Source organism: Salinibacter sp., from assembly GCF_036626415.1.
Lineage (GTDB): Bacteria > Bacteroidota > Rhodothermia > Rhodothermales > Salinibacteraceae > Salinibacter.
This window is the reverse complement of record NZ_JAZKRW010000024.1, coordinates 1-20596: the sequence shown is the minus strand read 5'-3', so window position 1 is coordinate 20596 and position 20596 is coordinate 1. Positions and strand designations below refer to the sequence as shown.

At 68.2% G+C, this 20596-nt stretch carries 16 protein-coding genes; 5 read left to right on the top strand and 11 right to left on the bottom strand.

What is annotated here, in order from left to right; genetic code table 11:
- The first annotated feature begins 9 nt into the window (after positions 1 to 9).
- Positions 10 to 666, top strand: coding sequence for an alpha/beta hydrolase (locus tag V5A20_RS04615; RefSeq protein WP_332326816.1), 657 nt, complete (start codon positions 10 to 12; stop codon positions 664 to 666).
- A gap of 41 nt (positions 667 to 707) precedes the next feature.
- Positions 708 to 2150, top strand: coding sequence for a glycoside hydrolase family 13 protein (locus tag V5A20_RS04610; RefSeq protein ID WP_332326815.1), 1443 nt, complete (start codon positions 708 to 710; stop codon positions 2148 to 2150).
- Between the two features lie 7 nt (positions 2151 to 2157).
- Here the strand turns inward: V5A20_RS04610 and V5A20_RS04605 are convergent, their stop codons facing one another.
- The 7 genes from V5A20_RS04605 to V5A20_RS04575 form a co-directional block, all read right to left on the bottom strand.
- Positions 2158 to 2586 carry a hypothetical protein gene (locus V5A20_RS04605; RefSeq protein ID WP_332326814.1) on the bottom strand — a complete coding sequence of 143 codons (429 nt, stop codon included), beginning with the start codon at positions 2584 to 2586 and terminating at the stop codon, positions 2158 to 2160.
- A 123-nt stretch (positions 2587 to 2709) separates the two neighbouring features.
- Positions 2710 to 4335, bottom strand: a complete 1626-nt coding sequence (locus V5A20_RS04600) for a cadherin-like domain-containing protein (RefSeq protein ID WP_332315403.1) — start codon at positions 4333 to 4335, stop codon at positions 2710 to 2712.
- Between the two features lie 289 nt (positions 4336 to 4624).
- Positions 4625 to 5125, bottom strand: a complete 501-nt coding sequence (locus V5A20_RS04595) for a Uma2 family endonuclease (protein ID WP_332326813.1) — start codon at positions 5123 to 5125, stop codon at positions 4625 to 4627.
- A gap of 80 nt (positions 5126 to 5205) precedes the next feature.
- Positions 5206 to 7683: a replication restart helicase PriA gene (gene priA, locus V5A20_RS04590; protein WP_332326812.1), complete on the bottom strand. Its 2478-nt coding sequence runs from the start codon at positions 7681 to 7683 to the stop codon at positions 5206 to 5208.
- A 95-nt stretch (positions 7684 to 7778) separates the two neighbouring features.
- The gene (locus V5A20_RS04585) at positions 7779 to 8312 is read right to left on the bottom strand and encodes a UpxY family transcription antiterminator (RefSeq protein WP_332315406.1); all 534 of its coding nucleotides are present in this window, start codon (positions 8310 to 8312) and stop codon (positions 7779 to 7781) included.
- Between the two features lie 182 nt (positions 8313 to 8494).
- Complete coding sequence (gene hrpB, locus V5A20_RS04580) at positions 8495 to 11032, bottom strand: ATP-dependent helicase HrpB (protein ID WP_332326811.1); 2538 nt, start codon at positions 11030 to 11032, stop codon at positions 8495 to 8497.
- Between the two features lie 125 nt (positions 11033 to 11157).
- Positions 11158 to 11832 (bottom strand): HAD family hydrolase, encoded by a 675-nt coding sequence (locus V5A20_RS04575; RefSeq protein ID WP_332315408.1) that lies wholly within the window; start codon positions 11830 to 11832, stop codon positions 11158 to 11160.
- A 357-nt stretch (positions 11833 to 12189) separates the two neighbouring features.
- Here V5A20_RS04575 and V5A20_RS04570 point away from each other — a divergent pair, with 357 nt between their 5' ends.
- Complete coding sequence (locus V5A20_RS04570) at positions 12190 to 14697, top strand: zinc-dependent metalloprotease (protein WP_332315409.1); 2508 nt, start codon at positions 12190 to 12192, stop codon at positions 14695 to 14697.
- Positions 14698 to 14761: 64 nt separating this feature from the next.
- Here V5A20_RS04570 and V5A20_RS04565 read toward each other — a convergent pair whose 3' ends face one another.
- Entirely contained in the window at positions 14762 to 15397 is a 636-nt protein-coding gene (locus V5A20_RS04565) for an MlaC/ttg2D family ABC transporter substrate-binding protein (RefSeq protein WP_332315410.1), read from the bottom strand.
- Between the two features lie 98 nt (positions 15398 to 15495).
- On the bottom strand, positions 15496 to 16971 hold the full coding sequence (locus V5A20_RS04560) for a TolC family protein (RefSeq protein ID WP_332315411.1): 1476 nt from the start codon (positions 16969 to 16971) through the stop codon (positions 15496 to 15498).
- A 184-nt stretch (positions 16972 to 17155) separates the two neighbouring features.
- Here V5A20_RS04560 and V5A20_RS04555 point away from each other — a divergent pair, with 184 nt between their 5' ends.
- The gene (locus V5A20_RS04555) at positions 17156 to 17449 is read left to right on the top strand and encodes a DUF721 domain-containing protein (RefSeq protein WP_332315412.1); all 294 of its coding nucleotides are present in this window, start codon (positions 17156 to 17158) and stop codon (positions 17447 to 17449) included.
- Positions 17450 to 17464: 15 nt separating this feature from the next.
- Here the strand turns inward: V5A20_RS04555 and fabF are convergent, their stop codons facing one another.
- Both fabF and V5A20_RS04545 read right to left on the bottom strand, forming a co-directional pair.
- Positions 17465 to 18724 carry a beta-ketoacyl-ACP synthase II gene (fabF, locus tag V5A20_RS04550; RefSeq protein ID WP_332315413.1) on the bottom strand — a complete coding sequence of 420 codons (1260 nt, stop codon included), beginning with the start codon at positions 18722 to 18724 and terminating at the stop codon, positions 17465 to 17467.
- A 130-nt stretch (positions 18725 to 18854) separates the two neighbouring features.
- Positions 18855 to 19091 carry an acyl carrier protein gene (locus tag V5A20_RS04545; RefSeq protein WP_332315414.1) on the bottom strand — a complete coding sequence of 79 codons (237 nt, stop codon included), beginning with the start codon at positions 19089 to 19091 and terminating at the stop codon, positions 18855 to 18857.
- 390 nt (positions 19092 to 19481) lie between these two features.
- On the opposite strand from V5A20_RS04545, the gene metK reads away from it, so the two are divergent.
- Positions 19482 to 20596, top strand: a 1115-nt coding sequence (gene metK / locus V5A20_RS04540; protein WP_332326810.1) for a methionine adenosyltransferase, incomplete at its 3' end; no start/stop codon positions are given.

The window sequence follows — 20596 nt, the reverse complement described above, 5'->3', positions numbered from 1 at the left end:
TCCGCCGCTATGAGCACAGACGCCCTCCATCAAGACCAGCCCCTACACACCGGCGGGGTGCCGTTGGACGACGCCCAAGCGGCCCTCCTGTTGCTGCACGGACGCGGCGCTTCCGCCCAGGGCATGCTGCGCCTCGCCGATGCCCTCGACGTGCCAAACGTTGCCTGCCTCGCCCCCCAGGCCCGCATGCGATCGTGGTACCCGCAGTCCTTCATGGCCCCCCGCGACCAGAACGAGCCCGAGCTCTCCTCCGCCCTCGACACCATCGGCACCGTACTCGAACGGGTGGGGGAGGCCGGACTCGGCCCCGAACGCACCGTCCTGCTTGGGTTTTCGCAGGGCGCCTGCCTGGCCACCACCTACGCTGCCCACCACCCGCAGTGCTACGGCGGCGTCGTGGGCCTCAGCGGGGGCCTCATCGGCCCTGAGGACGCACCGTTCGACTACGACGGCTCCCTCGACGGCACGCCCGTCTTCCTTGGATGCAGCGACGAGGACCCCTACATTCCCGCGGGGCGCGTACGGGAAACGGCCGACGTGCTACAGGACCTGAACGCGGAGGTCACCCTGCGCCTCTACGAACACCTGGGCCACACCACCAACGACGACGAGCTTCAGCGCGTCCGGACCCTCCTCCGCCGCCATGTCGACTCCAGTGCGGCGTAGCCTCCTTTCTGTCTCACTGCCCCACGCCTGTCGCCTCGCGCATGACCACTCCCGACTGGGCCAAGCACGCCGTCTTCTACCAGATCTTCCCCGATCGCTTCGCCCGAAGCGGCACGGTGAACGCCCAAGAGCCCCTCTCACTCAAACCCTGGGGCGCCCCGCCCGAAGAGCAGGGCTTTCAGGGCGGGGACCTGTACGGGATTGTCGACCGGCTCGACTACCTGGACGAGCTGGGCGTGACGGCTCTCTACCTGAATCCCGTCTTCGCCTCGGCGGCCAACCATCGCTACCACACGTACGACTACTACGAGGTAGACCCGCTGCTCGGTGGCACCGACGCCCTGCGGGCCCTGCTAGACGCCGCCCACGCCCGGGGCATGCGGGTCGTCCTGGACGGCGTGTTCAACCATGCGAGCCGCGGCTTCTGGCCCTTTCACCACGTCCTCGAAAACGGGCCCGACTCCCCCTACGCCGACTGGTTCAGGATCAAGGATTGGCCCTTGCGCCCGTATGCCCCTGATGGGTCTCACAACTACGCGGCCTGGCACGGCATTCCTGCCCTGCCGGAGCTCAACACCGACCACCCCCCGGTGCGCGAATTTCTGTTTGACGTGGCCCGGCACTGGGTCGAGTTTGGGATCGATGGGTGGCGCCTCGACGTCCCCCGCGAGATTGAGACGGACGGCTTCTGGGAAGACTTTCGCGATGTCGTCAAGGACGCCCACCCCGAGGCCTACCTCGTGGGCGAGATCTGGGGGGAGGCCCCGTCCTGGCTCCAGGGCGACCGGTTCGATGGGCTCATGAACTACCCGCTGCTCGACGCGACCCTTAGCTTCTTCGGCGCCGGGGCGCTGCGCGAGTACTCGAGGGCCCACCTCACCCTCGACCCGATCGACGCGTCCGCCTTCGCCAGCGAGATCGAGCGGCTCTTGGCCCTCTACGACTGGGAGGCCACCTGCGCCCAGCTCAATCTGCTCGACAGCCACGACATGGCCCGGGCCCCGTGGATTCTCGGGGAGCGGACCGACGCGCTCCGCCAGGCGGTCCTCTTCCTCATGACGATGCCGGGCGCCCCCTGCATCTACTATGGCGATGAGGTTGGGCTCTCGGCGGCCGGGGACCCGCACTGCCGAGAGGCGTTTCCGCCCGACGAGGCAGACTGGGATGCGGACCTCCTCTCGTTTTACCGGTCGGCCACGGCCCTCCGCCACGCGCACGAGGTCCTGCGTACCGGCCGCATCGAGATCCTCCACGCCGACAAGCGGACGCTGATGCTCCGACGAACGCTGGGCGACACCACAGCCCTCGTGGCCTTCAATGCCGGCGCCGAGGCCGTACAGATCAACCTTGAGGCCGCCGCCCTGCCCGACGCTCCCCTCGCCCCTGCCTGGCCGCCGTCCGCCGAGGCCGCTCTTCCGGTGGCGTCGTCGCCCCTGACCCTTTCCCTGGCGGGCCGGGAGACGCGCGTGTGGACGACGGACTGATCCGGCGCTACTGCGGGGGGCAAGGCCCGTCCAAAAGCGCCCCGGCCGCCCCCAACCCGTCATCATCGCTGATCGCGTCGGCCCGAAGCAGCCGGTCGACGGCCCGGATCAGATCGGCCTGGGTGAAGGGATGTCGGAGGGTCGCGTCGGGCCATTCGGGAGAGGGGCGCGTCGCCCAGAGTTTTAACGTGGCGGGTCCCCCTGAACGCCGGAGCTCTGTGCGGAGGGGCTCATGCTCCGTCCTGCCGGGCACGCCCCCAACGACGAGGGCCCGCGGGGGACAGTGGCGCAGGTGCGCCGCCCCGTCCGTCTCGGTCGGCGCCAGGGCGACCCGGCACCGTTCCTGCAGGCTCGCCCGGAGAAACAGGCGGCGGTCCATGCTCCGGTCTACGACGAGAACCCGCGGCCGGGCCTCCGGCTCGGACTGTGGGCCCACGAGTGTGGGAAGAAGCCCTTCATTCATCGTGTTAGGCCTGGTGTGTCATTGTCAAACCACGTCTCCCGCCCTTCCGCGCCGCATCGCGCGCCGCCCCTCCCCTGTTCTGTAGGGGCCACTCACTCATCCGCCGGGCGGGGGTGGAGGCCCCAGCGCCTTGACCGTGATCGTGACCGTGGCCTCGTTGGAGACCCATCCGTCCCCGTCGGTCACCGTGTAGGTGTATTCATCCGTGCCGGTGAATCCCGGCTCGGGCGCGTAGGTCACCGTGCCGGTCGACTCGTCGACGCGCACCGCTCCGTGGGCCGGCCCGCGCTGGACCTGGACCGTCGAGGGGGCGAGGGCGCCGTCCCGATCTGTGTCGTTGTCCAGGACGGCCGTCGTCGTCGCCTCCCGCTCCGTCGTCTCGGCGTTGTCATCGGCGGCCGTGGGCAACTGATGCCCCCCAGTCCCACACCCCTGCGTCGTGCCCATCGCTAGCGCGACGACGCCCCCGTCGCGGCTGGCGGCGTAGACGTGACAGCCGACCCCCATGACACGGTGGATCGGAGACGCAGCGCCCATGAGGGCCCCAAGGGCGATCGCTCCCACCTCGCGAAGTCCGGTCGCCGGATCGCCCGTATCGAGGCCCTCCTGGCCCACCCGGTACACGTCGAGGCGGCCGTCGGGCCGGGCGGCGTACACGAGCCCAGACGGCTCGTTGGGCACCGCCGGGTCCTTCTCATGGAGAGAGACGCTGGTGTACGTCGGGCCCTCTCGGCGGAACAGCACGTCGCCGTTCGTGGCGTCGAGAACAGCCAGCCCGCCAGCCCCGAGTGCCAAGAACAGGCGTTCCCCGTCCAGGGCCGTCCCGCTTCGGGCCTGCAACTGCTCTGCGCGCGCATCCCCGAGGCCGGACACCTCCGTGAAGGCGCCGTCGCCCTCAATCTGTCCCGCGTACACGCTTCCGCCCCGGTCGGCCACAAACAATGCGCTCGACGTGGTCCCCACGGATTCGAGCGCCGCCCCGGAAATGTCCCGACGTGTTCTGTCGTCGAGGGCCGCGCCAAACTGGGACAGCGCCTCGTCCCCCGACACGGCGTAGGCTTCGTGCTCACCGTCGCGCTCCGGGGCAGCGGTGACGCCTTTTCCGACGGACCCGGTCAATCCCGTGACGGCGGCCTGCGGGGCCTCCATTCCATCGACTTTCAGCAGGGAGGCCGGGGTGCCCCGAAGGTCTCCGTCGTATGCGGACGGGCGCAGCCCCCCGGTCACGTACAGCGCCTCGGTCTCCTCATCGTACGCCACGTCTTCCACGTCGAAGACGTCGCTACCAAGACTACTCGGGGCGAGGAGCGTCGTCGGATCGCTCGCGTCGAGGCGGTCGATGCCGCCCCCAAACGCCGCCCCGGGCGTCTTGTATCCGATGTATATCGTGCCCCCCGCATGGGTGAGAGCACTTACCTGCATCGTGTCGCGGGGCGGGGAGATCCGGGTCACGCTCGCCAGCGCGACAGTCCCCGCTCCGTCTACCGACGGGGCATCGGCGGCTGTCCCGAGGCGGGCCGTCCGCGCCGATTTTTGATCGTGATCCTCCGTCATTCGCCCGTCCAGGCCGTCCGTTTGGGTCAGGAGGCCAGAGGACGGATCCGGGTCGGGCCCTGCCCCCTGTTTTACCGGGGCAACACTGTCACACCCCACGAGCATCAGGAGAATCAGCCCGAGGGCGGGGGCGAGCAAACGAGTCGTGCCTGGCGTGCGGACGCACATGACGATGAGGGCGGCTGGTTGGAAGAGTGCGATCAACCTTTCGCCCCCTCCGGTTTCGTTTTGCCGTTGGAGGGAGCGGTCGAAAAGTGCACCCTTAGGATGCCGAGGCCTCCGCAGAAATGCTGATAGATTTTGCGCAGACCCGTGTAGACATCTGGCTCTCATGCGCCCGCCCCGTGCACAGATCGTGCACGGGCGTGTCGATTTCGTGCATTTCCGGGATCTGGGGGCTGCAGGCGCCTCCCTACCCGGCAGTGCCGTCGCCCCCGGTCCCAAAATGCGCATTTGCTTACGTCTCGATGGACTCCGGCACGTCCGGCGCAAGGGCCGACTGGGGTCGCTCCCCCTCCGCGTCGAAGAACCGAAGGGCGCCCTCCTCATCGCAGACCCAGACCTCTTGCGCCCCCTCCTCCAGATAGAGGCGACGCTTTTCCGTCATCTCCTCGTCGGTGTTGCCCGCCGACCGGACCTCGACGCACAGCTCCGGCACCACAGGACTGGCCTCCGCGTCCTCGGGAATTTGACTCCACCGATCCTCGGAGAGCCACACCACGTCCGGGACCTTCACTCCTCTTGTGGTCTGCACGGCAAACTCGACGGCACGACGCCCAGGGTGATCAAGGTGTTCGAGCAGGAGTTCCCCGATTCGCATTTGGAAATGTCCGTGGAACGGTGTGTGCGGGCTCAAGAGAAGCTGTCCGTGTCTGTTCGTCTCAATTTTGAAGGGAAGATCCTGCAATCGGGCATCACGCAGGGCACGCCTCCAGGTGGATTCAGCCGTGGCATCCATGTGATCGAGCCCTCCGATTCAGAAGATAGTGTGCAAATTGTACCGAAGGCGCCCACAACCGATCCCGACTGCCCTCCTCGCTACAGCACGTCCTGGGTGTCTACGTCGATCGCTACGTGGTACCCGTTCGGCGGGCTGCCGTGGGCGTCGCGCGTCCGGCGTAGGGCCGTCTGGAGCGGCGCCGGGCTGCCGCCGCGCACCTTCAAGAGGGTGCGGTAGCGGTGCTGCTTCTTCACGCGCTGGATGAAGGCCGGCTCGGGCCCCATCACCCCGGCCGGCCCCGCGTGCTGCCGCAGCTGCTCCGTCCAGTTCTCCGCGAGGCGCTCCACGCGGTCCTCGTCCGGCCCCCGAAACTCGACGGTCGCCACGTGCCCGAACGGCGGGTAGCCCAGCTCGCGGCGCTCGGCGAGGGCCTCCTCGGCGAAGCCCTCGTAGTCGTGATTCTGGGCGTAGCGGAGGGCCATGTGGTCCGGGTTGCGGGTCTGCAGGAGGACCTCCCCGGCCAGCTCGCGGGTCCGGCCCGCCCGCCCGGCCACCTGTGTGAGGAGCTGAAACGTGCGCTCCTCCGCCCGGAAGTCAGGGAAGAGGAGCCCCACGTCCGCGTCCACCACGCCCACCAGCGTCACGCGGCTGAAGTCGAGCCCCTTCGCGATCATCTGCGTGCCGAGGAGCACGTCCGCCCCGTTTTCGAAGCGGCGGAGGAGGTCGCGGTGGCCGTGCTTCTGGCTCGTGGTGTCGCGGTCCATGCGGAGGACCGTCGCCTCGGGGACCGTGTCGTCGAGCTCCGCCTCCACGCGCTGGGTGCCCGTGCCGATCTGGGAGATGTCGCGCCCCCCGCATTCCGGGCACTGGCGGGGGACGCGGGCGGCGTAGCCGCAGTAGTGACACCGCAGCTGCTCCTGTCCGCCGTTCCGGTGGAGCGTGAGGCTGACCGAGCAGCTCTGGCACTCGGGCGCCCAGCCGCAGTCTTCGCACTCCAGGACCGGTGCGTAGCCGCGTCGATTTTGCAGGAGGATGGTCTGCTCGCCCCGCTCCACCCGTGTGCGAATGGCGTCTCGGAGCGGGTCGGCCAGGGCGCCGTCCAGCTGATGCTTCTTGCGCTGCATCGTGAGGTCGAGGACGCGCACCTCGGGGAGCGCGGCGGTCTTGCCGGAGGCGTCGGGCACGCGCTCCGGCAGCTCGAGCCGCTCGTACTTGCCCCAGCGCGCGTTCATGGTGCTTTCTAGGCTGGGCGTGGCCGAGCCGAGGATGCAGACGGCGTCGCTCCGATGGGCGCGCATCACCGCCACGTCGCGGGCGTGGTAGCGCGGGGCGGGGTCAAACTGCTTGTAGGAGGTCTCGTGCTCTTCGTCGACCACAATCAGCCCGAGGTCCTCCAGCGGCGCGAGGACCGCCGAGCGCGGGCCGATGGCGATGGCGGCGTCGCCCGTACGAAGTCGGCGCCACGCGTCGTAGCGCTCGCCCCGGTTCATCTGCGAGTGGAGGACGGCAATCTCGTCGCCGAAGTGGGCCCGGAAGCGCTGGACGGTCTGGGGCGTGAGCGCAATCTCGGGAACGAGGATGATGCCGGTGCGCCCTCTCGCCCGCACGGCCTTGAGCGCCCGGATGTAGACCTCCGTCTTGCCACTCCCGGTGATGCCGTGGAGCAGGAAGGTGCCGTAGCGGTGCGTGTCCACCGCATTTTTGATGGCGTCGAGGGCTTCCTGCTGAGCCGGGAGGAGGTCGTGGTCGGGCGGCGAACCGGGCGGCGGCAGGTCGTCGAGGGGCGAGCGCATCACCTCCTTCTCCACCAGCTCCACCATGCCCTTGTCCACCAGGCTGCGGACGGTGGAGTACGAGGCGTCGGCCCGCTCCATCACGTCGACGCGGCGGGGCTCGGGAGTGCCCTCGGCCCGAAAGCCGGCCAGGGCTCGAATCACGGCCCGCTGCTTCGCGCCCCGGAGCTGCTCCACGAGGTCATCCGGCGCGTCTTTGTGTTGGAAGGCGGGCGCGAAGCGAAGGTGCGTTTCCGTCTTGGGCCCCACCTGCTCATCGGAGAGCGTCGACTCCACGTCCAGCACGCCGTCGGCGGCCATCCGGCGAATCAGGGCGAGCGGCACGGCGGGCCCCAGGCGCCGCCGGACGGCCGCGAGGGTCGTCTCGTCGTGCGCCGCCAGGTCGTCGAGGACGGCCCGCCCCACGTCGTGGTCGGCCCACGCGCCCAACTCGGCGTCGGTGCGCGTGAGGCGGCGCTCCGTCTCGACGGTGGTGCCGGCGGGCAGCACGGCCTTCAGCGCCTCCCCCCAAGGGCAGACGTAGTACTCGGCAATCCACTTGGTGAGCCCCAACAGTTCGTCGGTGCACACCGGCACGTCGTCGAGCACATCCAGAACCTCCTTCACCTGGAAGTCGAGCGTCTCCGGCGACGGCCCCTCTCCGACGATGACGCCGGTGAGGCGCCGGTTGCGAAACGGCACGAGCACCCGCGCGCCCGTCTGCGCCATGCCCACCAGCGCCTCCGGCAGGCGATAGGTAAAGGCCTGATCGAGCGGGCGGGGCAGGAGGACGTCGACGGTCACCGGGCGGGGAAGGCACTTGTTCAAAACGACACGGTCCCCCGTACGGACCGCCGGGGCGTGGGTGCCGGGCGGTCTCCTGCACACACTCCCCCGACCTATCGCTGCGTATCCGATGTCGTCTGCACCCAGTCGGCCGCCACCTGAATCTTGACGGCCTGCCGCACGGCCTGCACCCGCACCAGGAGGTAGGTCTGCCCCCGATGCTGGAGCACCTCGCCCGTGAGGCCGTGCAGGCGCTCGGGCCCGCCCGTGATCGTGACGGTCTCGCCCACCGCCGGCCGCAGGTTCGCCGTCGAGAGCCGCTCGGGCACCGCCTGAGCCTTCTGGAGGCGCTCGACCGTCTCTTCGCGGAGGCGGGCCGGCTCGCCGTCGAAGTGCACGCAGCGCACGATGCCGTTGGTGCGGAGCACGCGCAAGCGATCCTTTTCGTCGACCCGGGCGAAGAGGTAGTTGCGGAAGAGGGGCTCGGTAACCTCCTTTTTGCGGTCGGACCACTGCCGCACCTCCGTCTTCTTCGGCACCATCACGTCGATGCGCCGCTCGTCGAGGCGGGTTTCGCACTTCTTCTCGGCTCGCGCCCGGGTGTAGAAGACGCGCCAGACGCGACTGTCATTGGACGATGTGCTCATAGCGGAGATCTGCTCATGACAAAGACGACCGGGGGACCTGAGCGCCAAGACATCGACGGGACGTACGACAAACAGTCCTCCTCATCAACGTCACGACGAATCGTTCCTTGTTCGGGGGGAGTACTGAGCCTTCGTTCCGCAGACGCCTGTGCTTTTCCCTGCAGCCCTGCAGGGGCCTCTCTTCATACGTCCGCGTCCATCCGCGCCTTCGTGGTGTGGGTGGCGGGGGCGTGGACCGGATCCTCGGGCCAGTAGTGCTTCGGGTAGCGGCCCCGCATGTCTTTGCGGACTTCGTGGTAGGTGTCCTGCCAGAACCCTTCGAGGTCCTGCGTGATCTGGACGGGACGCTGGGCCGGCGAGAGGAGGTGAAGGGTCAACGGCACGCGCCCATTGGCGATGCGCGGCGTCTCGGTCTGCCCGAAGAGTTCCTGCAGGCGCACCGCGAGAACCGGGTCCTCGGGGTCGGAGTAGTCGATGGGCCGGTCGTAACCGCTCGGGACCGTCACGTGGGTGGGGGCCCACGCTGCCAGTCGGTCGCGCTGATCGTAGGTGAGCTGCTCGCGAAGAATCTCCGGCAGGTTGAGTTGGCGAAGGTCATCGGCCCGCTTCAGTCCGTAAAGGTGGGGCAGAAGCCAATCCTCCAGCGTGTCGAGCAGCGCCTCGTCGCGGACGTCGGGCCAGTCGTCGCCGAGGTGGTGGTGCAGAAACTGGATGCGGTGCTGGAGCTGGCGGGCGTGGTCGGTCCACGGCAGGAGGTCGAGGCCCTCCTCCCGGAGGCCCGCGGCCAACGCCTCGGCCACCGCGGTGGGGTCGGGCGACCGGAGCGGCCCCTCCGTGATCGTGAGCGCGCCGAGGTGCTCGCGGCGCCGGGCCGTCACGCGCCGGGCCTCCGGGTCCCACGACACCTCCGTGTCCGTCGTGACTGCGTCGCCGAAGTGGTCGACGATCTCGTCCTCGCGGAGGGGCGCGGCCAGGAAGATCCGGTTCTCGCGCCGCCGGGCGTCGACGTGGGCCGCCAGGAGGTAGTCGGCGTCCGAGAGCAACTGCGGCCGCGGCAGTGCGGCGGCGCGGCCGGTGCGGAGCCGAAAGCGGCCGGCCTGTCCCTCCCGTCGCTGCGCGATGCGGTCCGGGTAGGCGAAGGCGGCGAGCAGGCCGGCCATCTCGACGTCCCCCTCCGTCTTCGTCGACACGCCCAGCGTGCGTCGCCAATGGTCGGCCATCTTGCGGACGTGGCCCACGGCGCCGTAGGGCACGACGTAGCTGCGGGCGTGGTCGGGGGTGGGCCGTTCGCCGCGGCGCAGGCGATGGAGGGCCTCCAGCCGCAGCCGCAGGTCCACGTCCGGCGCCTCGCCCTGTCCCTTGAAGATGTCGCGCTCGCTGAGCAGGGCGGCCAGGTCGCACGCCAGGGCTCCGTGGCCCAGGGCGTCGGCGTTGAGGAGCATGTGCGCGAGGCGGGGGTGGAGGCCGAGGTCCGCCATCTCGCGGCCGTGGTCGGTGATCGTGCCGTCGTCGCCGACGGCCCCGAGGCGGCGCAGGAGGTCTTGGGCCTGCCGGTACGTGTCGTCGGGTGGGGGGTCGAGCCAGCGGAGGTCGGACGGGTCGGGCGTGCCCCACATCGCCAGCTCCAGGGCGAGGGGCGCGAGGTCGGCGTTCTCGATCTCCGGAGCGGTGTGGGGATCGAGGTGGTGCTGGGTGCGCTCCGTCCAGAGCCGGTAGCACTCTCCGGGGGCCACGCGGCCCGCCCGCCCCTTCCGCTGATCGGCGGAGGCCTGCGAGACGCGCACGGTGTCGAGGCGCGTCATGCCGGTGGTGGCGTCAAACCGGGGGGCGCGGCGGAGGCCGCTGTCCACCACCACGCGGACGCCCTCGATGGTGAGGCTCGTCTCGGCGATGTCGGTGGCCAGGACCACCTTGCGCTCCCCATCCGGACTCGGCTCGATGGCCGCGTCCTGTTCGCCCGGCGGCAGGTTGCCGAAGAGGGGATGGAGCGTGACGTCGTCCGGCACCTCGCCCTCCAGCCGCGACTCGGTGCGACGGATCTCGCCCGCCCCCGGCAAAAAGACGAGCACGTCGCCGTCCGTTTCTTGGAGCACGTCTTGGACCCTCGCCGCCACGGGCGGTGCGATGCGGTCGCCCGGGCTGAGGGGCCGATCGGCGTAGTGCACCTCCACGGGGTAGCTGCGGCCCTCGCTCTGGATGAGGGGCGCGTCGTCGACGAGGCCCGCGATGGGCCCGGTGTCCAGCGTGGCACTCATGACGAGCACACGCAACTCCGGTCGGAAGACCTCACGGGCCTGCAGCGTGAGGGCGAGGCCGAGGTCGGCCTGCAGGTTGCGCTCGTGGAACTCGTCGAACAGGACCGCCCCCACGCCCTCCAGCGCGGGGTCGTCCTGCAGCATGCGCGTGAGCACCCCCTCGGTGACCACCTCGACGCGGGTGCGGCGGCTCACCTGCGTGTCCATGCGCACCCGGTAGCCGACCGTCGCACCCGCCTCCTCGCCCAGCTGTTGGGCCATGTACTGCGCGGCGGAGCGGGCCGCCAGGCGCCGCGGCTCCAGCACGATGATCTTGTCCTCGCCGAGCCACTCCTCCCCCAGCAACGCCAGCGGCACCCGGGTCGTCTTGCCGGCCCCGGTGGGCGCCTGCAGCACCGCTTCGGGGCGCTCCTGCAGCGCGGCCGTCAGGGCCGGCAGCACGTCGTCGATCGGGAGGTCCGGCATTCGCGTTCAGGGACGCCCATTCCAAAAGCAATCGCAGGGCTTGTAGCCGTGGGCCAAGCGGCGGGTTTCGGGGGCTGTCTCCGCCCGTCACGATTCTGCCCGTCACGATTCTGCAGGCCATGAGATCACGACTCGCTCTCCAGCCTCGCGTCCCCACGGGGCCAGTCCACACGGAGCCCTTCCCCCTCGGGATGGATCTCCACCGCGTTGAGTTGAGGGACCACCGCCGTGGCCGCCACGAGGGCGTCGGGGGCCGCTGAGGTCGCCACGCCGACGACCGACGCCCCGGCCCGCCGGGCCGACTCTACGCCGGCCGGGGCGTCTTCGAAGACGACGCACCGCCCGGGATCGATGCCCAACTGGTCGGCCGCCCGCCGGTAGGGCTCAGGGGCCGGTTTTCCCCTTTCAACATCGTCGGCCGTCACGAGCACCTCCGGCTCCGGCAGCCCGACGTGCGCCATCCGCGAGGTGGCCGTGCGGTGGCGCCCGCTGGTGGCGATGGCCCACCGGCCTCTCGGAAGGCGGCCGAGGAGCGCCTTTGCCCCGTCAAATGCCTCCAGGTCGGCGGCATCCGTGGCCATCTCGTCTCCCAACCGCTCAATTTCGGTCTCGGGGTCAAGGTGCGGCGCCACCTCTTCGATGACCTCGACGGCCGGACGGCCTGTGTTAACCGCCTCCACCTCCTCGAACGGAATGCCCCGGTCGTCCGCCCAGCGCTTCCAACGCCGTCGGATCACCGCGTCGGAGTCGATGAGCACACCGTCGAGGTCGAAGAGGATGGCGTCGCAGAAAAGAGCCATGGGGGCGGAGCGACTTGCAGAAAACAGGAGCAATGTTTTTCAATCTTCATCCGCTAGGCCGGGTTCAGGGCCACGGGCCCCGAAAGGGCTTTCTACGAGCATGCTTCACGCGCGCTTCTCTCGTTGCCCTCGGACTTTTGCTGCCGCCCGACCTTCTATCGCCTACGCACGCCGGGGCTCCCTGCACTCACGTCTTCTGGGTGCAATTCACAGCACGCCGCCGTCTCGCGTTTGCTTTCGTCGGCCGAGGGCCGGTTCATATGAACAGCGCTTTTCATCTTCCGGCGCGATCGGCGCGTTCAGCCCGGTGGCGGCCCTCGTCTTTCTCTGTATCCCCCCTCGCCCGTATTGTCCCCGATGCTCTCGACGTTCTCTTCCCGCGGCCCGCTGCTCCTTGCTACAGTTCTGCTCACCGGCCTCCTCGTCGGCTGTGTCAGCACGCAGTCGACTTCGTCGTCGTCCTCCAACGGCCCTGCCCAGGCTCAGTCCGCCGACGCGGGTGAGAACGGCGAGAACGGCCTCAAGCCCTTCGGCGAGGTCGTTCCCGACTCGGCGCGGACCGACCCCGGCCTGCTCACGACCCACCGCTTCGACGGCACCCTGTACGTCGAGCTTCCCGACTCGCTGATCGGGCGGGAGTTGCTGATGGTCTCGCGGGCCGCCCAGACGCCCGACGGCTTCGGGTACGGGGGCGAGAAGACCAACACACAGGTGCTCCGCTGGCAGCGGCGCGGCGAGCAACTCTACCTGCGAGTGGTGAGCCATGAGGACATGGCCGAGGAGAATGATCCGGTCTATCAGGCCGTGCAGAACTCCAACCTGGAGCCGATCATCCAGTCGTTTTCCATTGAGGCACTCAACGAGGACTCGACCGGGGTCGTCGCGGAGGTGACGGACCTGTTCACGTCCGACGTCCCCTCGCTGGGCCTTCCAAGTGGGGCACGCGAGGAGTTTCAGGTCCGGCGGCTCGACGGGGACCGCACCTACATCAAGGGCGTCGAGAGCTTTCCGCAAAATACCGACGTGGAGACGGTCCTGACGTACCAGGCCGAGAATCCGCCCTCCAGCGCCTCGACGAAAACCCTGACGGTGGAGATGAACCACTCGATGGTGCTGCTGCCGGAAGAGCCGATGCAGCCGCGTCTCTGCGACGACCGGGTGGGCTACTTCAGCGTCGAGCGCACCAACTACAGCTCCGACGAGCAGCGGGCGACCGAGGAATGCTTCATCACGCGCTGGCAGCTGGAGCCGAAGGACCCGGAGGCCTACGCCCGCGGCGAGCTGGTGGAGCCGAAGGAGCCGATCGTGTACTACATCGACCCGGCCACCCCGGAGAAGTGGCGCCCCTACCTCAAGCAGGGCGTGGAGGACTGGCAGTCCGCCTTCCGTGAGGCCGGCTTCAAGAACGCCATTCTCGCCAAGGACCCGCCCCCCGCCGAAGAGGACTCCACCTTCGACCCGGATGACATTCGCTACTCCACGATCCGCTACTTCGCCTCGGAGGTCCAGAACGCCTACGGCCCCCACGTCCACGACCCTCGCTCCGGCCAGATTCTGGAGAGCGACATCGGCTGGTACCACAACGTGATGAACCTGCTGCGCAACTGGTACTTCGTGCAGACGGCGGCCGTCAATCCGGAGGCGCGCCGGCCGGTGTTCTCGACGGAGGTCATGGGCGAGCTCGTGCGCTTCGTCGCCGCCCACGAAGTGGGCCACACCCTCGGCCTGCCCCACAACATGGGCTCCAGCAACGCCGTGCCGGTCGACTCGCTCCGGTCGCCCGCCTACATGGAGGACCACGGCACGGCGCCCTCCATCATGGACTACGCCCGCTTCAACTACGTGGCCCAGCCGGGCGACGGCGTGGACAACTTCCTGCCCAAGATCGGCATCTACGACAAGTGGTCCGTGCGGTGGGGCTACACGAAGCGCCCGACGGGCTCGCCGGAGGCACAGGCGCGTATGCTCGACGACATGATTCTGGAGCGCGCCGACGACCCGCGCTACTTCTTTGGCGAATCCGGCTCCATCGACCCCCGCTCCCAATCCGAGGACCTGGGGCGGAACGCGATGGAGGCCAGTCGGCTCGGCGTTGCAAACCTGAAGCGGATCCTTCCCAACCTCATCGAGTGGACGAGCGAGGACGGTCAGGACTACGCCACCTTGGAGGAGCTGTACGGCGCGGTGGTGAATCAGTGGCGGCGCTACATGGGGCACGTGAGCCAACACCTCGGTGGCGTGCACGAGACGCCGAAGACGTACAACCAGGACGGCCCGGTGTACGAACCCGTCTCGGCCGCGGACCAGGAGCGGGCCGTCGATTTCCTTCTCGACCACGCCTTCCAGACGCCGACGTGGATGGTGGAGGCCGACGTGCTGCGGCGCATCGAGCACGCCGGGGCGCTGGAGCGGGTCCGCGAGGCACAGGTGGGCGTCCTCGAAAGTGTGCTCGACCCGGAGCGCATGGCCCGCATGCTGGAAACGGAGGCGATGAGCGAAGACGACGTGTACGGCGTCGGGGATCTGTTCGGGGACCTGCGGGGCGGCGTCTGGGCGGAGCTCGAATCCGGCTCGGCCGTGGACCCGTACCGGCGCAGCCTGCAGCGGGGCTACCTGGAGCAGCTGGGCCACCTGATGACGGCGGAGGTCGAGGCGCCGCCGCCCGAGTACCGACAGTACATCGACTATACGCCGGTCAACGTGAGCCAGTCGGACATCCGGCCCTACGTTCGGGCCGAGCTCGAGGCGCTTCGCGAAGACGTACAGCAGGGCCTCCGCCGCACGAGCGATGACCGAACCCGGATGCACCTTCAGGATGTCCTCGCCCGCATCGACAAGACCCTGGACAACGACGCTGAGGCGTAGACGGCCGGGGCAGGCCCGTCCTCCACGTGGGGGCCCAGGCCTGCCATTCCCGGCCGGTTGACGGCTAGCGGCCGGTCTCGGTCGTCGCGGTGACCTGATCCCGCTTCTTGCGGAGGCTCTTCATGAGCGACTCGAAGCCGCGCTTCCGGACGACCGTCTGGAAGGAGCGGGCGTAGCCCTCCACGGTGCTCACCCCATCGATGATAATGTCCTCGGCCCGCCACTCGTCCTCGCGGCGCTCCAGCACGTACTCGACGGGCGTAGTGCGGCCTTCATACTTCGTTTGGGTGCGCACGAAGGCACTGTCGCCCTGTACGTCAATCTGGTCGTAGGTGACCGCGGAATTGTACACTCCGAGGTCGCTCATGGACTGCGCCCGCACCACCTCGCGGAAGACAGAGACGAACTCGTCCCGCTGGTCGTCCCCCAGGTCCTCCCAGTGCGGCCCGAGGGCCCGCTCCCCCATCACCCGAAAGTCGATCACGCCGTTGACCAGCTCCTTCAACTGGGCGCGTTGCTCGGCGGTATAGTCGTCCGACCCGCCAAGAATGGACTTGATTTGCTGGTCTCGGTTCTCCAGCATCTGCCGGATCTCGGCCGCTGTGGCGTCTTTCCCCTGTCCCCAAGCGGGGGCAATGCTCCCACTTAGAAGTAGAATCGCGGCGAGTACGGCGGAAAGGGGTCGGTAAAGGCGCGTCATTGGGGGGCATGGATGATGAACAGAACGGCGTAGCGGAAGCCCGCGTGTCCTCAGAGCGAGGCGCAACCGACGCGCGCCGCGCGGCGATTGCTCCCCATCTACTCCTGGGCGTCTGTTGTATCAAGAAGCGTACCGCTCCGGGCGCGGTCGGCAAGTGTGCCGGTGGCACGCAAGAGATCGAGCACGGCGACGTTGTACTGCCGCACGGTCTGGAGGTACTGTGCCCGTGCCTCCAGGTCCGCCCGCACCGCCTTAATCAGGTCCTCCGTATCGCCGAGGTCAAGGTCGAAGTTGACCTGCTCGGTCCGGAGCCATTCGCCGGCAATCGTGGTGGAGCGGTCCCGTGACTCGACAGCTGCCTGGGCCGTGAGGAGCGAGCGGTAGGCCTCCTCCACCTCGAAGCGCACGAGTTGCTCAGCCGCGGTGCGCTGGTACTGCACCGCATTGAGCTCGGCCTCCGCCTGCTCCACCTGGGCCCGCGTCTGGCCAAAGTTGAGGTTCTGCTGGAGGCCGATGCCGGTGCGCGTGCCGGTGCCCATGAACGAGTCGCCCACGAAGGCATTGTCGGGGTTCGGCCGCTCCGGCAGGGTGACGCTCTGGGACAAGCTCGCCTGCAGGGCAATCTTGGGGTAGTAGTCGGACCGCGCCACGTCCACAAGCGCCCGGCGGGCCTTGACCCCCGCCTCGGCCTGCTCCACCTCCGGGCGGTTCTGTAAGGCCTGCCCGATGTAGTGGTCGAGCGAGTCGGGGTGAACAGAGAACGAGAGGGGCTGCAACTCATCGTCCATCGGCTCCACCCGCACCCGGTCCGAGAGGAAAAGTTGGCGCCGCAGGGCCGAGCGCGCCGTTTTTTGATTCTGTTCGATCTGGACAATTCGGCGCTCGGTTTCCTCCTCGGTCAGGCGCGTCTGGAAGAGGTCGGCCTGGCTCACGCTCTCGTCGCCCTCGTCGAGCAGGCGATTAACCTCCCGTTTCGCCCGGTCGATGACCTCCTGGGTCCGGTCGGCGAGTCGGTCGAGGGCCTCCGTGAGCAGCAGGCTGTAGTAGGTTTCGCCGGCTCGGACGGCCACCTCCAGGGCCTTTTGCTCCACGCGGGCCGCCTCCACGTCCACCCCCCGCTGGGCCGCCTCAATGGAGCCCGACAGCTCGCCCCAGGTCCAGAGGGGCTGCTGCACCGTGATTTCGAACCGACTGAACGGACGAAGGGCTTCGGGGGACCAGTCGTTGGTGACGCCCGGCTGCAGGTACAACTCATCCTCGGACGTGCCGGGCGGAACGGTGTCCAGCCCGTCCAGCCCCGGGGCGAACGAGTGAGCGGTGCTCAGCGAGACGTCGGTGAGGAACCGGCTGGCACGTGCCTCGTCGCTGCGGGCCGACGCAAACTGCTCTTGGGCTCGGCGCTGGTCGACCTCCGGGCTCTCCTCCAGGGCCCGGATCATGGCGTCCGCGAGGGTCACCGCCACGGTGTCCATCGGCGCGGGGGAATCGGGCTGGGCCGCGACGGGCCGGACGCTGAGCAGGACGCCAACGAGCAGGACAGCCCCGAGCACACGAGCGAGGGGAGGCACGGTCATTCCGGCAGAACCAGGGTTGCGAGGGGAAGAAGCATCAATCGTGCAGGCGGCCTTCTCGGGCGACAACAGAGCCGCTCGTCACCGGAGAAAGGTAACGCCCCTGCGCCGCCGCGGCACATGCGGGGCCGCCCGGCGTAGGACAAAAAAACTCATCCCTCAATCTGATTATTGTCCGCCGTCCCCCATGGCCCCAACCAACGGCCCCCGTCCCCTCGGCGACGTGATCAAGGAGGTCATCGACGAACTCGGGATTGAGGAGGAAGTCGACGAGGCCCGCGTCGTCGAAGCGTGGGCGGGCCTTGCGGGCGACAAAATCAACAGCGTGACCGAGTCGGCCTGGATGAAGGGCTCGACGCTGTACGTGAAGATCACCTCCGCCGCCTGGCGGCAGGAGCTGCACATGAACCGGCGCAAGTGGCGCGAGCGGCTCAACGGGGCCTTCGAGAAGGACCCCGTCGATGAGCTTGTCTTTCGCTGACGCGCGCTCGCGGGCCTACTCGTCGTAGGCACGGAGGGCAAGGGAGGTGTTGTGCCCCCCGAAGCCAAAGGCGTTGGAGAGGGCCACAGTCACAGGCTGCTCTTCGGCCTCGTTGAACGTGTAGTCCAGGTCGCATGCCGGGTCGGCCTCCTCGAAGTTAATCGTCGGCGGCACCACGTCGTGCCGGAGGGCCTGGATGGTGGCGATGGCCTCAATGGCGCCTGCCGCCCCGAGCAAGTGTCCCGTCATGCTCTTCGTGGACGACACGTTCAGGTCGTACGCATGGTCGCCGAACACCTCCTTCAACGCCTTCGTCTCGGCCTCGTCGCCGAGGGGCGTGGAGGTGCCGTGGGCGTTGACGTAGTCGACGTCGGACGGGCTCAGGTCGGCGTTGTCGAGCACCCGGTTGAGCGCAAGGCACACGCCACCGCCCTCCGGGTCGGGCGCCGTCAGGTGGTGCGCGTCGGCGGACATGCCAATCCCGGCAATCTCTGCGTAGATGGTGGCCCCGCGGGCTTTTGCCTGTTCCAGCTCTTCGATGTACAGGGCGCCGGCCCCCTCGCCCATCACAAAGCCGTCACGCTGAGCGTCAAACGGGCGTGAGGCATGGGCCGGATCGTCGTTGCGGGTCGACAGGGCCCGCATGCTCGCAAAGCCCGCAATGCCGAGCCGTGTCACGCAGGCGTCGGTGCCGCCGCAGAGGGCCGCATCCATATCGCCGTCCTGGATCATGCGGTAGGCGTCCCCAATGTTGTGGTTGCCCGTGGCACAGGCCGACACCATCGCGTGGTTGGGGCCCCGAAACCCGTGCGCCATCGCAATCTGACCGGCCGCGATGTCGGGGATGAGCGTCGGGATAAAGAAGGGCGACGTGCGCTTCTCGCCCCCCTCCAAAAACTCCTCGGTCTGGTCCCGGAAGGTCTTGATGCCCCCGATGCCGGTGCCGTAGACCACCCCGACGCGGTCTTTTCTCTCCTGGGACATTGCCTCGGGGTCGAGCCCGGCATCCGCCACCGCCTGCTCGGCCGTGACGAGGGCGTACTGACTGAAGGGGTCGACGCGCCGGGCCTGCTTGGCAGGCAGGTGGGCTTCCGGGTCAAAGCCGTCGAGCTCGCAGGCAAAGGTCACCCGAAGGCCCTCCGGGTCGAAGGACTCGATCGTGGCGGCGCCGCTCTCCCCCGCCACGAGCCCCTTCCAGTACTCGCCCACCGAGAGCCCGAGGGGCGTGAGCGCCCCCATGCCCGTGACGACGACGCGACGTGACGTGCCTGCCATACTTCGTGTAGATGTGGCTGTCTGAGTGTGCGTGGCCCGCGCCCGCTTGCTTCGCTCCAAGATACGAACGCCCGGCGAGTCCTCCAGTCCTTCAGGGACGGAGCTCGCCGGAACGCAGACGCAAAAAAGACTACGCCTTTTCCTCAAGATAGTCTACGGCGTTGCCGACCGTCGCGATCTCTTCGGCCTCCTCGTCCGGAATGGTCAGGTCAAACTCTTTCTCAAACTCCATGATGAGCTCGACGGTATCGAGCGAGTCCGCGCCCAGATCGTTCGTGAAAGAAGCGTCCGACGTCACGTCGGCCTCGTCGACGCCCAGTTTGTCGACAATGATCGACTTGACCGTCTCTTCGATGTCGCTGGCCATGGTTGGCAGGTTTGTTGGTGAGAATCAGGCAGATAAATGAATGTGGGGCCCGTTGCCCCAAGCAACGAGGGTCTCCACCAGGAGGCCCTCGCCCCCGAATTGGCTTCGGGTGTGCCTTGGCAACGGGCATTCAGCCACGCAAAAGTACAACGGGACCCGTGGAGAAGCAACGTTTGATGCAAGCTTCGCACTCGTGCGGACGGCCTGCAGGCTGTGTTGGACGTGTCTTTACACTGCGACGTTGGCAATCGGGACCCCGCTGCTTATGTTATCGGGCGATTCCGGAAACTTTCCCCTTCTCTCCGCTTTGGGCGTAGTCGTTTGCCCGCCTTTCGGAATCCATCCTTCCTTTCGGAGCGGCGTTTTCTTCTCACGGACCGACGGTTCTTCATGGCTTACCTCTTTACCTCCGAGTCGGTCTCGGAGGGCCACCCCGACAAGATTGCCGACCAGATCTCGGACGCCATTCTCGACGCCCACCTGGCCGAAGACCGGAACAGCCGGGTGGCCGTCGAGACGCTCGTGACATCTGGGCTTGTCGTGCTCAGCGGCGAGATCACGTCCCAGGCCCGCGTGGAGCCGCGCGAGATTGCCCGCGAGGTCATCCGCGACATTGGGTATACCGATCCGCGCATCCGGTTCGACGCCGACTCTTGTGGGGTCATCAGCAGCCTCCACGAGCAGAGCGGCGACATCAGTCAGGGGGTCGACGGGGGCGAGGAACAGGGCGCCGGCGACCAGGGCCTCATGTTCGGCTACGCGTGCCGGGAAACGTCGGAGCTGATGCCCATGCCCATCACGTTCTCGCACCGGCTCGTACAGGAGCTGGCCCATGTCCGCAAGGAGACGGACAAGATGCCCTACCTGCGCCCCGACTCGAAGAGCCAGGTGACCATCGAGTACGAAGAAGACCGCATGACCCCGCGGCGGGTGCATACCGTCGTCGTCTCTACCCAGCACGACGAAGGGGTGCCCCAACAGGACATCCGGGAGGACGTGCGCGACATCCTGCTCCCCCGCGCCCTCCCGACCGACCTTCTGGACGACGACCTCGTCCTCCACGTCAACCCCACGGGCCGCTTCGTCACCGGGGGGCCGCACGGGGACACGGGGCTGACGGGCCGCAAGATCATCGTCGACACCTACGGCGGCAAGGGCGCGCACGGCGGCGGGGCGTTTAGCGGCAAGGATCCCTCGAAGGTGGACCGGAGCGCCACCTACGCCGCCCGGCACGTCGCCAAGAACCTGGTCGCGGCGGAGCTCTGCGACGAGGCCGAGGTGCAAATTGCGTACGCCATCGGCGTGGCCGACCCGGTGTCGATCGACGTGTCGACGAACGGCACCGGCGTCCTGCCCGATCCGGAGTTGTGCGAGATGGTGCGGGAGCACTTCGACCTGTCGCCCTCGGCCATCATCGATCGGCTCGGTCTTCTGAAGCCTCGCTACCAGAAGACCGCCGCGTACGGGCACTTTGGGCGCCCCACGTTCCCCTGGGAGGAGCTCAC